General features: G+C 70.9%; 16 protein-coding genes. 7 read left to right on the top strand and 9 right to left on the bottom strand.

The window, feature by feature from the left end:
• Nucleotides 1-27: 27 nt before the first annotated feature.
• The gene (locus ACQPWZ_RS07245; RefSeq protein WP_340472257.1) at nucleotides 28-1,281 is read right to left on the bottom strand and encodes an exo-beta-N-acetylmuramidase NamZ family protein; all 1,254 of its coding nucleotides are present in this window, start codon (nucleotides 1,279-1,281) and stop codon (nucleotides 28-30) included.
• Nucleotides 1,282-1,459: 178 nt separating this feature from the next.
• Between ACQPWZ_RS07245 and ACQPWZ_RS07240 the strand changes: the two genes are divergently transcribed.
• The 3 genes from ACQPWZ_RS07240 to ACQPWZ_RS07230 are packed head-to-tail and all read left to right on the top strand — an operon-like array spanning nucleotide 1,460 to nucleotide 4,507.
• On the top strand, nucleotides 1,460-2,224 hold the full coding sequence (locus ACQPWZ_RS07240; protein WP_356704923.1) for an SDR family oxidoreductase: 765 nt from the start codon (nucleotides 1,460-1,462) through the stop codon (nucleotides 2,222-2,224).
• The gene (locus ACQPWZ_RS07235; protein WP_433570921.1) at nucleotides 2,221-3,873 is read left to right on the top strand and encodes a class I adenylate-forming enzyme family protein; all 1,653 of its coding nucleotides are present in this window, start codon (nucleotides 2,221-2,223) and stop codon (nucleotides 3,871-3,873) included. Before ACQPWZ_RS07240 ends, ACQPWZ_RS07235 begins: the two co-directional genes overlap by 4 nt.
• Before the next feature lie 40 nt (nucleotides 3,874-3,913).
• Nucleotides 3,914-4,507 carry a TetR/AcrR family transcriptional regulator gene (locus ACQPWZ_RS07230; RefSeq protein ID WP_327685059.1) on the top strand — a complete coding sequence of 198 codons (594 nt, stop codon included), beginning with the start codon at nucleotides 3,914-3,916 and terminating at the stop codon, nucleotides 4,505-4,507.
• 357 nt (nucleotides 4,508-4,864) lie between these two features.
• On the opposite strand, the gene ACQPWZ_RS07225 is transcribed toward ACQPWZ_RS07230, so the two are convergent.
• The 3 genes from ACQPWZ_RS07225 to ACQPWZ_RS07215 all read right to left on the bottom strand — a co-directional run bounded on the left by ACQPWZ_RS07225 (nucleotide 4,865) and on the right by ACQPWZ_RS07215 (nucleotide 7,664).
• Nucleotides 4,865-6,079, bottom strand: a complete 1,215-nt coding sequence (locus tag ACQPWZ_RS07225; protein ID WP_356704926.1) for an acyl-CoA dehydrogenase family protein — start codon at nucleotides 6,077-6,079, stop codon at nucleotides 4,865-4,867.
• A gap of 8 nt (nucleotides 6,080-6,087) precedes the next feature.
• Nucleotides 6,088-7,107: a phosphotransferase family protein gene (locus ACQPWZ_RS07220; RefSeq protein ID WP_433570920.1), complete on the bottom strand. Its 1,020-nt coding sequence runs from the start codon at nucleotides 7,105-7,107 to the stop codon at nucleotides 6,088-6,090.
• A gap of 263 nt (nucleotides 7,108-7,370) precedes the next feature.
• Nucleotides 7,371-7,664 carry a hypothetical protein gene (locus ACQPWZ_RS07215; RefSeq protein WP_313947273.1) on the bottom strand — a complete coding sequence of 98 codons (294 nt, stop codon included), beginning with the start codon at nucleotides 7,662-7,664 and terminating at the stop codon, nucleotides 7,371-7,373.
• Between the two features lie 140 nt (nucleotides 7,665-7,804).
• Here ACQPWZ_RS07215 and ACQPWZ_RS07210 point away from each other — a divergent pair, with 140 nt between their 5' ends.
• Complete coding sequence (locus ACQPWZ_RS07210) at nucleotides 7,805-8,740, top strand: NADP-dependent oxidoreductase (protein WP_433570919.1); 936 nt, start codon at nucleotides 7,805-7,807, stop codon at nucleotides 8,738-8,740.
• Nucleotides 8,741-8,906: 166 nt separating this feature from the next.
• Here ACQPWZ_RS07210 and ACQPWZ_RS07205 read toward each other — a convergent pair whose 3' ends face one another.
• The 3 genes from ACQPWZ_RS07205 to ACQPWZ_RS07195 all read right to left on the bottom strand — a co-directional run bounded on the left by ACQPWZ_RS07205 (nucleotide 8,907) and on the right by ACQPWZ_RS07195 (nucleotide 10,235).
• Entirely contained in the window at nucleotides 8,907-9,224 is a 318-nt protein-coding gene (locus ACQPWZ_RS07205) for a DUF202 domain-containing protein (protein ID WP_340472250.1), read from the bottom strand.
• Entirely contained in the window at nucleotides 9,221-9,619 is a 399-nt protein-coding gene (locus tag ACQPWZ_RS07200) for a YidH family protein (protein ID WP_313947276.1), read from the bottom strand. Before ACQPWZ_RS07200 ends, ACQPWZ_RS07205 begins: the two co-directional genes overlap by 4 nt.
• A 106-nt stretch (nucleotides 9,620-9,725) precedes the next feature.
• Nucleotides 9,726-10,235, bottom strand: coding sequence for an NUDIX hydrolase (locus ACQPWZ_RS07195; RefSeq protein ID WP_433570918.1), 510 nt, complete (start codon nucleotides 10,233-10,235; stop codon nucleotides 9,726-9,728).
• A 113-nt stretch (nucleotides 10,236-10,348) separates the two neighbouring features.
• Between ACQPWZ_RS07195 and ACQPWZ_RS07190 the strand changes: the two genes are divergently transcribed.
• The 3 genes from ACQPWZ_RS07190 to ACQPWZ_RS07180 all read left to right on the top strand — a co-directional run bounded on the left by ACQPWZ_RS07190 (nucleotide 10,349) and on the right by ACQPWZ_RS07180 (nucleotide 13,504).
• Complete coding sequence (locus tag ACQPWZ_RS07190; RefSeq protein WP_356704929.1) at nucleotides 10,349-12,004, top strand: FAD-binding dehydrogenase; 1,656 nt, start codon at nucleotides 10,349-10,351, stop codon at nucleotides 12,002-12,004.
• 227 nt (nucleotides 12,005-12,231) lie between these two features.
• Complete coding sequence (locus ACQPWZ_RS07185; protein WP_340477764.1) at nucleotides 12,232-12,897, top strand: molybdopterin-dependent oxidoreductase; 666 nt, start codon at nucleotides 12,232-12,234, stop codon at nucleotides 12,895-12,897.
• Nucleotides 12,839-13,504 (top strand): cytochrome b/b6 domain-containing protein, encoded by a 666-nt coding sequence (locus ACQPWZ_RS07180; RefSeq protein ID WP_340472247.1) that lies wholly within the window; start codon nucleotides 12,839-12,841, stop codon nucleotides 13,502-13,504. The genes ACQPWZ_RS07185 and ACQPWZ_RS07180 overlap by 59 nt, the downstream gene beginning before the upstream one ends.
• 36 nt (nucleotides 13,505-13,540) lie before the next feature.
• Here ACQPWZ_RS07180 and ACQPWZ_RS07175 read toward each other — a convergent pair whose 3' ends face one another.
• Both ACQPWZ_RS07175 and ACQPWZ_RS07170 read right to left on the bottom strand, forming a co-directional pair.
• Complete coding sequence (locus tag ACQPWZ_RS07175) at nucleotides 13,541-14,938, bottom strand: gluconate:H+ symporter (protein ID WP_433570917.1); 1,398 nt, start codon at nucleotides 14,936-14,938, stop codon at nucleotides 13,541-13,543.
• Nucleotides 14,939-15,108: 170 nt separating this feature from the next.
• Nucleotides 15,109-15,618, bottom strand: a complete 510-nt coding sequence (locus tag ACQPWZ_RS07170; RefSeq protein WP_327685067.1) for a gluconokinase — start codon at nucleotides 15,616-15,618, stop codon at nucleotides 15,109-15,111.
• Nucleotides 15,619-15,669 lie beyond the last annotated feature (51 nt).

Raw genomic sequence — 15,669 nt, 5'->3', positions numbered from 1 at the left:
CTCGCGGCCGTATCCCGACTGCCGTGCTCAGTACCGCAGATACCTCTTGCGGACCGCCCGGAACGCCGCCAGCTCACCGCGCCAGGCGCCCACCACCTCGTCCGTCCCGGCCCCCGCGTCGATCAGCGTACGGACCTTGGTCGAGCCCGTGAGCTTGTCGATCCAGTTGTCGGGACGCCAGGCGAAGCCGCTCCAGCTCCGCTTCGCCGTCACCAGCAGACCGATACCGGTGCGCACGGGGTCGAACGACTCCCGGTCGTGGACGTGCAGTTGGACCCCGCCGATCGTCTTCCCCTGGAACTTGGAGAACGTCGGCGCGAAGTACGCCTCACGGAACCGCACACCGGGCAGGTCCAGACCGTTCGCCGCCTCGGCCCAGCCGCGGCCGATCCCCTCGGCGCCCAGCAGCTCGAACGGACGGGTCGTGCCGCGTCCCTCCGACAGGTTCGTGCCCTCGAAGAGGCAGGTGCCCGAGTACACCAGCGCGGTCTCGGGTGTGGGCATGTTGGGGCTCGGCGGCACCCACGGCAGCCCCGTCTCGTCGAAGAAGTCGGAGCGGTCCCAGCCGGACATCCGGACGATCCGCAGATCCACCGGCGTCTGAAGGAACTCGCCGTTGAACAGCAGCGCGAGCTCGGCCACCGTCATGCCGTGCGCCTGGGAGATCGGCTCGCGCCCGACGAAGGTCGCGAACGCCTTGTCCAGTACGGGGCCGAGCGCCGCCCGTCCCGTCACCGGGTTGGGCCGGTCCAGGACGACGAAGCGCTTGCCGGCGAGCGCGGCCGACTGCATGCAGTCGAACAGCGTCCAGATGTAGGTGTAGAACCGCGCGCCCGCGTCCTGGATGTCGAAGACGATCGTCTCCACACCCGAGGTGGTGAAGATGTCGGCCAGCGGCTGTCCGCTCTTGAGGTAGGTGTCGTAGACGGGCAGCCCGGTCGCCGGGTCGTCGTAGCGCCCTTCGGAGCCGCCGGCCTGGGCCGTGCCGCGGAAGCCGTGCTCGGGGCCGAAGACGGCGGTCAGGTCCACCCGGTCGTCCGCGTGCATCACATCGACGATGTGCCGTACGTCCGGCGTGATGCCGGTCGGATTGGTGACCACGCCGACCCGCTGCCCGGAGAGCATCGCGTAGCCGTCGGCGGCGAGCCGGTCGAAGCCGGTGCGGACCCGGTGCCGCGTCGAGCGGGCGGCGGCGGGAGCCGCACTCGCCGCCGGCCCGGTCGCGGCCAGCGCGCCGGCCGCTCCTGTCGCGGCCAGCAGTCCCCGTCTGGACAGGCTCATCGGGCCACCTCCGTGATCGCTGTCTGTCATGGCCACGCACGCTAGCGCGCGCCGGGGGCGCGTGGAACGACCCGCGCACCGCGCTTCGTGCTTCCTTCCCTGCGCCCTGCCTCTTTCGTGTGACATACCGACCGGTTAGTCTGCCGTGACGGACCGGAGCGTGGAGAGGCGGATTTCGATGAGTTCGGTGCAGGGCGCTGGAGTGGTGGTCACGGGCGCGGGCGGCGGTATCGGTGCCGCGCTGGCCCGCAGGTTCGCGGCCGAGGGCGCTCGCGTCGTCGTCAACGACATCGACGCGGTCAAGGCCAAGGCGGTCGCCGAGGAGATCGGTGCCACCGCCGTGCCGGGCGATGCCTCCGCGATCGTGGAAGCCGCCCGCGACGCGCTCGACGGCACGGTGGACGTCTACTGCGCCAACGCCGGACTCGCCTCGCCCGGTGACGCGTTCGCCGACGAGGCGGTCTGGGCGGCCGCCTGGGACGTGAACGTCATGGCGCACGTCCGCGCGGTCCGCACCCTGCTGCCCGACTGGCTGGAGCGCGGCACGGGCCGCTTCGTCTCCACCGTCTCCGCGGCGGGACTGCTGACCATGGTGGGCGCGGCCCCCTACAGCGTCTCCAAGCACGGCGCGTACGCCTTCGCCGAGTGGCTCTCGCTCACCTACCGCCACCGCGGACTGAAGGTGCACGCCATCTGCCCGCAGGGCGTACGGACGGACATGCTCACAGCGGCCGGATCGGCGGGCGAACTGGTGCTGGCCCCCAGCGCCATCGAACCCGAGGACGTCGCCGACGCGCTCTTCGACGGCATCGACAACGACCGCTTCCTGATCCTGCCGCACCCGGAGGTCGCCGAGTTCTACCAGGCCCGCGCCGCGACGCCCGAGCGCTGGCTCGGCGGGATGAACCACATCCAGCGGAAGTGGGAAGAGGCGGGCCGGTGACCTCTCTCTACGCCGCCAAGCCCTGGCTGGGCAGGCTCACCGAGGCCCAGCGCGCGAGCGTCACCCCGCCGGCGACCGTGGTGCACTCCTTCCGCGCCGCCGTCGAGCGGGCCCCCGAACACACCGCCCTCGCCTACTTCGACGGGCGGATCAGCTACCGCGAGACCGACGAGCTCTCGGACTCGGTGGCCGGTCATCTCGCCGCCCGCGGCGTCGGCCGCGGTGACCGTGTGGCGATCATGCTCCAGAACAGTCCGCAGTTCGTGATCGGACTTCTCGGCGCCTGGAAGGCGGGGGCCACCGTCGTCCCGCTCAACCCGATGTACAAGTCGGCCGAGGTCGGTCACGTTCTGAAGGACGCCGAGGTCGGCGCCCTGATCTGTTCGGACCGCGGCTGGGAGTCGTATCTGCGCGAGAGCGCCGCCGCCGCGTCCGTGGACGTCGTGCTCACCGCCTCGGAACTGGATCTCCAGACCCGCGACGACGAGCGCGTGCTCGGCTTCGCGCGGCTGGAGCGGCCGGCGGACACCGACGACCTGCTGGACGTCGCCCGGCAGGGCCTCGCGGCGCCCGAAGGCCGTGAACTCACCGCCGACGACACCGCGTTGATCAGCTACACCTCCGGCACCAGCGGCACCCCCAAGGGCGCCATGAACCTGCACGGGGGCATCACCTACAACGCCGAGCGCCAGCGCACCGGCCACCCCGTGCCCGAGGGCTCCTGCTACTTCGCGCTCGCGCCGCTGTTCCACATCACCGGCATGGTCTGCGAACTGGCCGCCTGCATCGCCAACGCGGGCACGCTCGCCCTCGCCTACCGCTTCGAGGCCGGTGTCGTGCTCGACGCCTTCGCCGAGCACCGTCCCGCGTACACCGTCGGACCCTCCACCGCCTTCATGGCCCTCGGCGCGCACCCCGCCGCGACCCGCGAGCACTTCGCGTCCTTCCAGGTGATCTCCTCCGGGGGCGCGCCGGTGCCGCCCGCGCTGGTGGAGAAGTTCCGCGCCGGCTTCGGCCCCTACATCCGCAACGGCTACGGCCTCACCGAGTGCACCGCGCCCTGTGCCTCGGTGCCGCCGGAGCGGGAGGCCCCCGTCGATCCTGCGTCCGGCACCCTGTCCGTCGGTGTGCCGGGACCGGACACCGTCGTCCGCATCCTCGACGACACGGGCGAGGAGGTGCCCTTCGGTGAGCAGGGCGAGATCGCGGTCAGCGGGCCCCAGGTGGTGCCGGGCTACTGGCGGCTGCCCGAGGCGTCCGCGGAGGCGTTCCCCGACGGCGAACTGCGCACCGGTGACATCGGCTTCATGGACGAGGACGGCTGGCTGTACGTCGTCGACCGCAAGAAGGACATGATCAACGCGTCCGGATTCAAGGTCTGGCCGCGCGAGGTCGAAGACGTGCTGTACACCCACCCGGCGGTGCGGGAGGCCGCGGTCGTCGGCATCCCCGACGAGTACCGGGGAGAAACGGTGAAGGCCTACGTCAGCCTGCGTCCGGGCGTCACCGTGAAGGGGGCGGAGATATCCGCCTACTGCGCCGAGCGGCTCGCCGCGTACAAATATCCACGCGAAGTGGAGATCCTGCCGGAGCTCCCGAAGACGACAAGTGGGAAGATCCTCCGGCGGGAGCTGCGTTTCCCCGGGTAAGTTACTGCTTGGTACTTGATCGAGAGGCGGGTGGCACCACATGGCCAGGACGACGGACGGGGACGACACCCCCGTACCGCAGCGGCTTCTGGCTGCCGCCACCCGTCTCTTCGCCGAGCGGGGCTACGACCGCACCTCGGTGCAGGAGATCGTCGAGGCGGCCGGCGTCACCAAGGGGGCGCTGTACCACTACTTCGGCTCCAAGGAGGACCTCCTCCAGGAGATCTACGCCCGGATGCTGCGCATCCAGCAGGAGCGCCTCGACGCCTACGCGGACGCGGACGAGCCGGTGGAGAAGCGACTGCGGGGCGCGGCGGCGGACGTGGTCGTCACGACCATCGACAACCTCGACGACGCGGACATCTTCTTCCGCTCGATGCACCATCTGAGCCCGGAGAAGCACAAGCAGGTGCGCGCGGAGCGCCGCCGCTACCACGAGCGGTTCCGGGCGCTGGTGGAGGAGGGGCAGCAGAGCGGTGTCTTCTCCTCGGCGACCCCGGCGGACCTGGTCGTGGACTACCACTTCGGCTCGGTCCACCATCTGTCGACGTGGTACCGCCCGGACGGCCCGCTGAGCCCGCACGAACTGGCGGACCATCTCGCGGACCTGCTGCTGCGGGCCCTGCGCCCCTAGGTCGGGTCCGCACAGTCTCGTCTGGTTCGCGACGCCCTGAACTCCCGCGTAGCCCTTCGGGCACGGGAGGTGCCCCCACGCTGCGTTGCCGATACGCCCGGGTAGCTCCGCTACGAGGGCGCACCGGCGCCTTGCGATCGCACGCACCGGACGCCGCGAACCCCGCCCTTCGGGCGGACGACGACACGTTCCGGACACTCCCTGGCCGCGGCGCCCGAGCAGACCACGATCCCGCTGCTCCGGCAGGCAGTCGCCGCCCTGCCGGAGCGTCACAGCCGGGTCATGGCAGGACCGCACCGACCGGCGACGGCACGCGGGTCCCGGGGCCGAAGCCCCGGGAAACCCGCGCCGGTCCGCCTACAGGTACTTCTTCAGCTCACGCCGCGCCAGCGACCGCTGGTGCACCTCGTCCGGACCGTCCGCCAGCTTCAGCGTCCGTGCCCCCGCCCACAGTTCGGCCAGCGGGAAGTCCTGGCTCACCCCGCCCGCGCCGTGCACCTGCACCGCCTTGTCGAGGATGTCCACCACCGCCCGAGGCGTCGCGATCTTGATCGCCTGGATCTCGGTGTGCGCCCCGCGGTTGCCGACCGTGTCCATCAGCCACGCGGTCTTCAGCACGAGCAGCCGCAGCTGCTCGACCGTCACCCGCGCGTCGGCGATCCAGTTCTGCACCACGCCCTGCTGCGCGATCGCCTTGCCGAAGGCCGTACGCGACACCGCACGCCGGCACATCAGCTCGATCGCCCGCTCGGCCATGCCGATCAGCCGCATGCAGTGGTGGATGCGGCCCGGGCCGAGCCGCGCCTGCGCGATCGCGAAGCCGCCGCCCTCCTCGCCGATGAGGTTGGTGGCGGGGACGCGGACGTCGTCGAAGACGACCTCGGCATGGCCACCGTGCGAGTGGTCCTCGTAGCCGTACACCTGCATGGCCCGGCGGATCTCCAGACCCGGGGTGTCACGCGGCACCAGGATCATCGACTGCTGGCGGCGGATGTCGTCGCCGTCCGGGTCGGTCTTGCCCATCACGATGAAGATCTTGCAGTCCGGGTTCATCGCCCCGGAGATGTACCACTTGCGGCCGTTCACGACGTAGTCGTCGCCGTCCCGGTCGATCCGCGTCTGGATGTTCGTGGCGTCCGACGAAGCGACCTCGGGCTCCGTCATCGCGAACGCCGAACGGATCTCACCGGCCAGCAGCGGGTCGAGCCACTGCTTCTTCTGCTGCTCGTTGCCGAACTGCGCGAGCACTTCCATGTTCCCGGTGTCGGGCGCGGCACAGTTCAGCGCCGTCGGGCCCAGGTGCGGGCTGCGGCCGGTGATCTCGGCGAGCGGGGCGTACTGGAGGTTCGTCAGCCCCGCGCCGTGCTCGGCGTCCGGCAGGAACAGATTCCACAGACCCTGCCTGCGGGCCTCGGCCTTCAGCTCCTCGACGATCGCCGGGGTGTCCCACGGCGACGCCAGCCGGTCGCGCTGCTCGTGCGCGACCGCCTCGGCCGGGTACACGTGCTCGTCCATGAAGGCGAGCAGCTGGGCCCGCAACTCCTCGGTGCGCGCGTCGAATGCGAAATCCATGGATGTACTCAGCCTTCCTGGAGGGTGGTGAGGCCGTGCTCGATGAAGACGGGAACGAGATCGCCGATCCGGTCGAAGCCGTCGCCGACGGTCTGCCCGAGGGTGTAGCGGTAGTGGATGCCCTCGAGGATCACGGCGAGCTTGAACCAGGCGAACGCCGTGTACCAGGAGATGGCGGAGGTGTCGCGCCCGGACCGGGTGGCGTACCGCTCGATCAGCTCGGACGTCGACGGGTGGCCGGCCGCGGCCGCGGTGGTGCTGATGGGGGCGTTCGGTACCTCGAGCTCGGCGCTGTACATGGCCAGCAGCCCGAGGTCGGTCAGCGGGTCGCCGAGGGTGGACATCTCCCAGTCCAGCACCGCCTTGATCCTGTCGTCCGCGCCGACGAGGACGTTGTCGAGGCGGTAGTCGCCGTGGATCACGGTGGGGGTGGGGGAGGCCGGCAGAGAGCGGCCGAGTGAGGCGTGCAGCTCGTCGATTCCGGCGAGGTCACGGTTGCGGGAGGCGTCGAGCTGCTTGCCCCAGCGCCGCAGCTGCCGGTCGAGGAAGCCTTCGGGGCGGCCGAAGTCGCCGAGGCCCACCGACTCCGGGTCCACGGCGTGCAGTTCGACGAGAGTGTCGAGCAGTCCGAGCACCGCGTTGCGGGTGCGCTCGGGCCCGATGGGGGCGAGCTGCTCGGCGGTGCGGTAGGGCGTGCCCTCCACGAACTCCATGACGTAGAACGGCGCACCGAGCACCGAGTCGTCCTCGCACAGCAGCACCGGCTCGGGCACCGGCACCGAGGTCGGGTGCAGTGCGCTGATCACCCGGTGCTCGCGCTTCATGTCGTGCGCCGTGGCCAGCACGTGCCCGAGCGGAGGCCTGCGCACCACCCACTGGCCGGTGCCGTCGGTGACGGAGTACGTGAGGTTGGAACGGCCGCCCTGGATCAGCCGTGCGCTGAGCGGTCCGTTCACCAGGCCCGGCCGCTCACGGTCGAGACAACCGCGCAGCTTCTCGGGATCGAGGCCTGGGGGGACTGAGCTCATCGGGGCACCTCCGGGGCACGGAACGGTCGCTGGAACGGGTCGCTCTTATGATGACCGACCAGTCGGTATGTCGTCCAGTGCGAGGGCGGACCGGGGCCGAGATCACACCCCCGGGAGGGCCCGGCGACGGCCACGGCCAGGAGGAATCCCGCGGCTTCCCGGCCTGGACGCGCGAAATCCCCGGGATCCGGCGGGTGTAGCGGCCGGATCCCGGGGATCGCTTCGTGCAGTCGTGGTTCCTGAGCTCGTACGAACGGCAGGCCCTAGTGGTCGTCCCAGTGCCCGTCGTGCGCCGCGTGCCGGTGTCCGTCGTGGACGTAGTCGACATGGTCGCCGTGCTCGACGGCCGGATGTCCGCAGGCGGGACCGTGGTCGTGCGCGTGACCGCTGTGCGCGGTGTGCTCACCCGGCTCGCACTCGTCCCAGTGGCCGGAGTGCTCGCGGTGGAGGTGCCCGTCATGTGCGTAGTCGACGTGATCGCCGTGCGGGACCTCGGTGTGGCCGCAGGCCGGGCCGTGCATGTGCTCGTGCGCGGAGTGTTCCGTGTGGACGGTCATGACCCATACCTTTTGGTGGTTTTCATGGCGTTCTGTCATACCCAGGCTAGTCGCCGAAGCCCTGCCCGGGCGGGGTGGACGCGCGGCGCCACGCCGGGCCCACGCTTGCGCCGGTGCCGGGGAGCGCCGAGGGTCGGACCATGAAGGCGATCAGTTACAGCAACTTCGGTGGCCCCGATGTCCTGGAGTACACGGAGCGCCCCGAGCCGAAGGTCGGACCGGACTCGGTCCTCGTCAAGGTGCGCGCCGCCGCCGTCAACCCCGTCGACCGGCACGCCCGCGAGGGGAACCTCGACAGCCTCCTCGACACCGTCTTCCCGGTGGTACCCGGCTGGGACGTCTCGGGGGTGGTGGTCCAACCCGGCTTCGCCGTCACCGAGTTCGCCGTCGGCGACGAGGTCATGGGGTACGTACGCGAGGACTTCCTCTCCCGCGGCACCTTCGCCGAGTACGTCGCCGCTCCCGTCCGCACCCTGGCCCGCAAGCCGCTGCGGCTGAGCTTCGAGGAGGCCGCCGGGCTGCCGCTCGCCGGTCTCACCGCCTACCAGGTGCTCCACAAGGCGCTGAAGATCGGCAGCTCGGACACCGTCCTGATCCATGCGGCGGCGGGCGGGGTGGGCTCCGTCGCGGTACAGCTCGCGAAGCACGCGGGCGCGCGCGTCATCGGTACGGCGAGCGAGCGCAACCACGACCACCTCAGGGAACTCGGCGCGGAACCGGTGACGTACGGCGAGGGTCTGGCCGACCGGGTGCGGGCGCTCGCACCCGACGGCGTCGAGGCCGTGTTCGACACCATCGGCGGCGACGCGCTCAAGGCCTCGGTCCAGGTCCTCGCGCCCGAAGGACGCCTCGCCTCCATCGCGGACGGCGAGGTGCTCGCACTCGGCGGCCGCTACTGCTGGGTGCGGCCGGACGCGGCGGACCTCGCGGCCCTCGGAGAACTCGCCCAACAGGGGGTGGTGAGCGTCCATGTGGACCGGACCTTCCCCCTGGAGCAGGCGGCGCAGGCGCACATCCTCAGCGCGGAGGGCCACACCCGCGGCAAGATCGTCGTGACCGTCGACTGGGACGCCTGACGATCGAAGCACCATCGCGGGGGCAGGGCAGGGCAGGGCAGGGCAGGGCAAGCGGCGCAGGGCTCATCGCGCGGCCCCGGTTCGGAGCACCGCGCGCGGGCAGCCCCGGGCTCATCGCGCGGTCCGCCCACACCACAGCAGGCCGCGCCTCGTCGCGAGACCCCGCTCAGATCACCACCGCGACGGCGAACGCGGCCAGGGCGACCGTGCACGCCACGGCGCCCAGCGCCCCCCGCGCCGACAGCACCGCAGGCCGGTGCGCGGCCCCCAGCACGCGCAGCCGGAGATGGGCCAGCCGCAGAAACACCAGCCACACCAGCACACTGAGCGCCACCGCGATCAGCCCTGCCGGGCCCGGGTCACCACCGGCCGCCTGCCGTGCCGCGAGGACCGCCGCCACCGTGAACGACAGGGTGGTCCGGCGCCACGCCAGCCGGGTCCGCTCGGGCTGCAACCCCGGATCGCGCTCCGGCACGGCGGTCAACTGCCGCCCTCCCAGCCGAGGAGCACCACGACGATCATGGCGACGGCGACGACCGCGATCACCAGGCTCAGCAGCGCCGGGAAGCGGGACACGGGCAGGTCCTCACCCCGCCGCATCGCTCGCTCGCAGCGGACCCAGTGGTTGACGGCCCGCAGCGCGCACAGCACCCCGGCGACCAGCAGCCCGATCGCCATGCCCGCCCGTACGCCCCACCGCAGATCGGGCAGGAACTGATCGACCGCGAATCCGCCGCCGATGAGCGCAAGAGCCGTACGGAGCCAGGCGAGGAAGGTCCGCTCGTTGGCGAGCGAGAACCGGTAGTCGGGGGTCTCGCCCTCCTCACGCGCCCGCTGAGGCGCAAACCACAGCCGCACACTCCGCACGAAATCGTCCACGTCCGGCACCTTACCCACGGGTTCGCACCCCCGCGGTCCCGCCTGCCTGCGGCCGGGCCGCGTCGGGCCGCCCCGCCGGCGGGCGCAGTCACCGCGACGAGTGCCGTCACGCCCCGCGGTGCGCCCGCAGCCGTCCGTACGCCGCCAGGCCGTCCGGCACCCACGGCCACTCGTCCAGTCGCCGCTCCAGCTCCGCCTCCGGCAGGAAGGCGTGCCACGCGACCTCCTCCTGCTGGGGATTCACCGGCAGTTCGCAGCGCACCTCGTACACGGCCGACCACCAGGTGCGGGGGCCGTCCTCGTACAGGAAGCGGAAGAGCGGTGTCGGGCGGGGGAGGCCGAAGATGCCCAGTTCCTCTTCCGCCTCGCGCAGCGCCGCGTCGTCGTACTCCTCGCCGGCCCCGACCACACCGCCCACGAACATGTCGTACAGCGAGGGGAAGACCAGCTTCGTCGGCGTCCTGCGGTGCACGAAGACTCGGTCCTGTGCGTCTCGCGCCTGGATGAACACACAGCGGTGGCGCAGGCCTCGCGCATAGGCGTCGCCGCGCCGGGCCTGCCCCACGACCCGGTCCGAGGCGTCGACGATGTCCAGGATCTCGTCAGCGGAACTCATCCGGCCATCCAACCACCGAGGCCGGGACGCCTCAGCTGTTGACTAGTTACTGGCCCGTACCGAAGATCGGACCACCGAACTCGCCCCGTACCGGCCGGACAAGGATGGAACCCATGGCGTACGACGCTGATGTGATCGTGATCGGGGCGGGGCTCGCCGGTCTGGTGGCCACCGCCGAACTCGTCGACGCCGGGCGCAAGGTGATCCTCCTCGACCAGGAGCCGGAGCAGTCCATCGGCGGTCAGGCGCACTGGTCCTTCGGCGGGCTGTTCTTCGTCGACTCGCCCGAGCAGCGCCGGATGCGGATCAGGGACAGCCGGGAACTGGCCTTCCAGGACTGGCTCGGCACCGCCGGCTTCGACCGCGACGACGACCGGTGGCCGCGCCAGTGGGCCGAGGCGTACGTCGACTTCGCGGCCGGCGAGAAGCGGTCCTGGCTGCACGCGCAGGGCATGCGCTTCTTCCCGGTGGTCGGCTGGGCGGAGCGCGGCGGCTACGACGCCACGGGGCACGGCAACTCCGTGCCCCGCTTCCACATCACCTGGGGGACCGGCCCGGGCGTCGTCGCCCCCTTCGAACGGCGGGTCAGGGAAGGCGTCGCCCGCGGTCTCGTGCAGCTGAGATTCCGCCACCGCGTCACCGGCCTGACCGGCAGTGACGGCACTCTCGACACCGTCAGCGGCGAGGTGCTGGAGCCGTCCGGCGCCGAGCGCGGCACGGCGAGCAGCCGCGAGGTCGCCGGAGCCTTCGAGTTCCGCGCGCAGGCGGTGATCGTCACCTCGGGCGGCATCGGCGGCAATCACGACCTCGTCCGCGCCCAGTGGCCGGACCGTCTCGGCACCCCGCCCGAGAAGATGCTCTCCGGCGTGCCCGCGCACGTCGACGGGCTGATGCTCGGCATCGCCGAGCGCGCGGGTGCGAGCCACATCAACCGTGACCGTATGTGGCACTACACCGAAGGCATCGAGAACTGGAACCCCATCTGGGCCAGGCACGGCATCCGCATCCTGCCCGGTCCGTCGTCCCTGTGGCTCGACGCGCGCGGCAAGCGGCTGCCCGTCCCGCTCTTCCCCGGCTTCGACACCCTCGGCACGCTCGAACACATCATGCACTCGGGCTACGGCTACACCTGGTTCGTGCTCGACCAGAAGATCATCGGCAAGGAGTTCGCGCTCTCGGGGTCCGAGCAGAACCCCGATCTGACCGGGAAGTCGGTCCGAGACGTGATCGGCCGTGCCCGCGCCGACGTCCCGGGCCCGGTGAAGGCGTTCATGGACAACGGCGTCGACTTCGTCGTCGAGAAGGACCTCAGCTCCCTCGTCCGCGGCATGAACGCCCTCACCAAGGAGCCGCTGATCGACGAGGCCGAGCTGCGCCGGGAGATCACCGCCAGGGACCGCGAGATCAGAAACCCCTTCACCAAGGACCTCCAGGTCACGGCCATCCGCGGCGCCCGCAAGTACCTCGGCGACAAGCTCATCCGTACGGCGGCCCCGCACCGCATCCTCGACCCGAAGGCCGGCCCGCTGATCGCGGTGCGGCTGAACATCCTCACCCGCAAGTCGCTCGGCGGCCTGGAGACGGATCTGTCCTCGCGGGTCCTGGCCCCCGGCGGCGAACCGCTGGCCGGGCTGTACGCGGCGGGCGAGGCGGCCGGCTTCGGCGGCGGCGGGGTGCACGGTTACCGGTCCCTGGAGGGCACCTTCCTCGGTGGCTGCATCTTCTCCGGCCGCGCCGCCGGCCGGGCCGCGGCGAAGGCGGTCGGCTGAACCACCGCGCCGGGCGCCGCGCACGGCCGCGCGGCGCCGCGCACGACCTCGGTACTGCCTTCTCTGCGGCCCGGCCTGCGCCCTCCGCCGAGAGCCCGCGTATGACGAAACCCTGACGGATCTCGGTTTTCCTGGCTTCCGCGCTCCCCAAGTGCTCGAATCGAAGGGTGAGAGACAAACACTCCGACACCGAGGGCAGCCCCGTCGGGCGACGCCTGGTGCTCGGCATGCTCGGGCTCGGTGCCGTCGGGGTCGCCACCGCGCCGTATCTCCAGCGCGGCCTCGAATCCTTCTTGGGCGCGGCCTCCGACAACGACCCCACCGGGCTCACGGGCCTGCTCCCCAACGGCGGGGGCTTCCGCTACTACTCGGTCGCCTCCTCCGTACCGCACAAGGACGAGCGGAACTACCGGCTGACGGTCGACGGGCTGGTTGACCGTCCGGGGACGTACACCCTCGACGCACTGCGCGGTCTGCCGCAGACCCGTGTGGTGCGTGACGTCCAGTGCGTCACCGGGTGGCGGGTCCCCGACACCGCCTTCTCCGGCGTCAGGCTCTCGCTGCTGCTGGACGCGGCGGGCGTACGGCCGGAGGGCAAGGCGATCCGTTTCACCTGCTTCGACGGCACGTACAGCGAGAGCCTCACGCTTCCGCAGGCCCGCCGGGACGATGTCCTGGTCGCCCTGCGGATGCAGGACAAGCCGGTCAGCCACTCCCACGGCGGCCCGGTCCGGCTGTATGTGGCGCCGATGTACTTCTACAAGTCGGCGAAATGGCTTTCCGGGATCTCGGTCACCTCCGACGTCCGGCCCGGCTACTGGGAGGAGCGGGGCTATGACGTCGACGCCTGGGTCGGCCGGTCCAACGGCCGCACCGACACACCCACCGTCTGAACGGCCCGCGATCGTACGGCGGTTCAGCCGCGCCGAGCGCTGGGTCCACCGCACCACCGCCGTGCTGACCCTGCTGTGTGTGGCGACGGCAGCCTGCCTCTACGTCCCGCAGCTGGCCGAACTCGTCGGCCGCCGCCATCTGGTGGTGACCGTCCACGAATGGTCGGGCATCCTCATCCCGGTGCCGCTTCTGCTGGGCCTCGCGTCGAAGGCGCTCCGCAAGGACCTCGGCCGGCTCAACCGCTTCGGGCCGCACGACCGGACCTGGCTGCGGGCGGTGCGCCGCCGCGACGCGCGTCCGGAGTCGCGGCCGGCGGCCAAGTTCAACGCCGGGCAGAAGATCTACGCCGCCTGGATCGCGGGTGCGGTGCTGATCATGGCCGGGACCGGCCTGATGATGTGGTTCACGCACCTCACCCCGCTGATGTGGCGTACGAGCGCCACCTTTGTGCATGACTGGCTGGCACTCGCCATCGGGTTCGTGCTGATCGGGCACATCGGGATGGCGTTCGCCGACCCGGAGGCACGCCGTGGCATGCGCACCGGGTCGGTCGAACGCCCCTGGGCCCGCCGGGAACACCCGCTGTGGGATCCGGACGACGACTGACCGCCGGTTCCTCGGGCGTCCCGCCGCAGATTCCCGCTAGAGAATCAGTGACAGCAGCAGGACGAAGCCGATGCCGACCACCGAGATGATGGTCTCCATCACCGACCAGGTCTTGATGGTCTGTCCCACGGTCATGCCGAAGTACTCCTTCACCAGCCAGAATCCGGCATCGTTGACATGGCTGAAGAAGAGCGAGCCCGCGCCGATCGCCAGCACCAGCAGGGCCGATTCGGTCGTCGACATGTCGGCGGCGAGCGGGGCCACCAGGCCGGCGGCGGAGATCGTCGCGACCGTGGCCGAGCCGGTGGCCAGCCGGATCGCCACCGCGATCAGCCAGGCGAGCAGGAGGGTCGGGATCGCCCAGTCCTTGGAGTAGTCCAGGATCATCTGGCCCACACCGACATCGATCAGCGTCTGCTTGAAACCGCCACCGGCGCCGACGATCAGCAGGATGCCCGCGATGGGGGCGAGCGACTTCTCGACCGTCGTCGAGATCCGCTCCTTGGTGAAGCCGGCCGCGCGGCCCAGCGTGAAGATGCCGACGATCACCGCGGCGAGCAGGGCGATCAGCGGCGAGCCGATGACGTCGGTGACCCGCTGGACAGCGTTGTCGGGGTCGTCGACGACGATCTCCACCAACGCCTTGACGAGCATCAGGACCACGGGCAGCAGCACGGTGGCCACGGTCGCGGCGAAGCCGGGGCGCCGCTCCAGGTCCTCGGAGGGACGGGTCGGGATCATCTTCTCGGGCGCCGGGATGTCGACCCAACGGGCCGCGTACCGCGAGAAGACGGGACCCGCGATGATCACCGTCGGGATGGCGACGAGCACGCCGAGCGCGAGGGTGACGCCCAGGTTGGCGCCGATCGCGTCGATGGCCACCAGGGGGCCGGGGTGCGGCGGGATCAGTCCGTGCATCACCGACAGACCGGCGAGCGCGGGAATGCCGATCCGCATCAGGGAGTAGTTGCCGCGCTTGGCGACGAGCAGAACGACCGGGATCAGCAGCACGATGCCGACCTCGAAGAACAGCGGCAGTCCGATCACCGAGGCGATCAGCACCATGGCCCAGGGCATCGCGCGCCCCTTGGCCTTGGCGAGGATCGTGTCGACGATCTGGTCCGCACCGCCCGAGTCGGCGAGCAGCTTGCCGAGGATCGCGCCGAGCGCGATGAGCACGCCGACCCCGGCGACCGTGGTGCCGAGGCCCGCGGTGAACGACAGGATCGTCTTTTCCAGCGGTGCGCCGGCGAACGATCCGAGCGCCAGCGATCCGATGGTCAGGGCCAGGAACGCGTGCAGTTTGTACTTGGTGATGAGCAGGACGATGACGGCGATGCCCGCGAGAACGGCTATGCCGAGCTGGGCATTGCCTGCCGATGTGATCGGTTCGATGGCGTCCGCTGCCAGCATCTCGACACTGAGACTGGTCACGGTGGGTCCTTACTGAAGGGAACGTCGGGGGACGGGGGTGGAGGGGACGGAAGGGACGGCGCTCACCCGTCGAGCAGGCGCCGGCTCATCGAGCGGGTGCTCACTCGCCGTGCCACGCACAGGCGTTGAACTCACGCGCCGTGCTTACGCGTCGTGCTTACGCGTCGTGCTCACGCGTCGAGCCGGCGCAGCGCGGCGACGGCCCGTTCGGTGATCTCCTCGGGGCTGCCGGACACATCGACGGAGACGCCCGCCTCGTCGTCCTCCAGCGGCTGGAGCGTGGCGAACTGCGAATCGAGCAGCTTCGTGGGCATGAAGTGCCCCTTGCGCTCGGTCATCCGCCGTTCGATCAACTCGCGGTCACCGGTGAGATGGAGGAAGACGGCGTCCGGGGCGACCGCGCGCAGACGGTCGCGGTAGGCGCGCTTGAGGGCGGAGCTGGACACGACTCCGCCCTTGCCCGCCCTGCTGAGCGCCCACTGACCGATCGCGTCGAGCCAGGGCCACCGGTCGGCGTCGTCCAGCGGTGTGCCGGCCGACATCTTGGCGATGTTGGCCGGGGGATGGAAGTCGTCGCCCTCGGCGTACGGAACGCCCAGAGCTTCGGCGACCAGCGGACCGATGGTGGTCTTCCCGGTCCCGGTCACTCCCATGACCACCACGACGTGGGGGGTGCTCATTGCCTGCCTCGCTGTCTTCGTCGACATCGGTCCGTGGCGCTACTGAAACCC

The organism is Streptomyces sp. CA-251247, from assembly GCF_050952975.1.
Classification (GTDB): domain Bacteria; phylum Actinomycetota; class Actinomycetes; order Streptomycetales; family Streptomycetaceae; genus Streptomyces; species Streptomyces achmelvichensis.
Note: the sequence above shows the minus strand (reverse complement) of the source record. Positions and strands in the feature narration are given on the sequence as shown.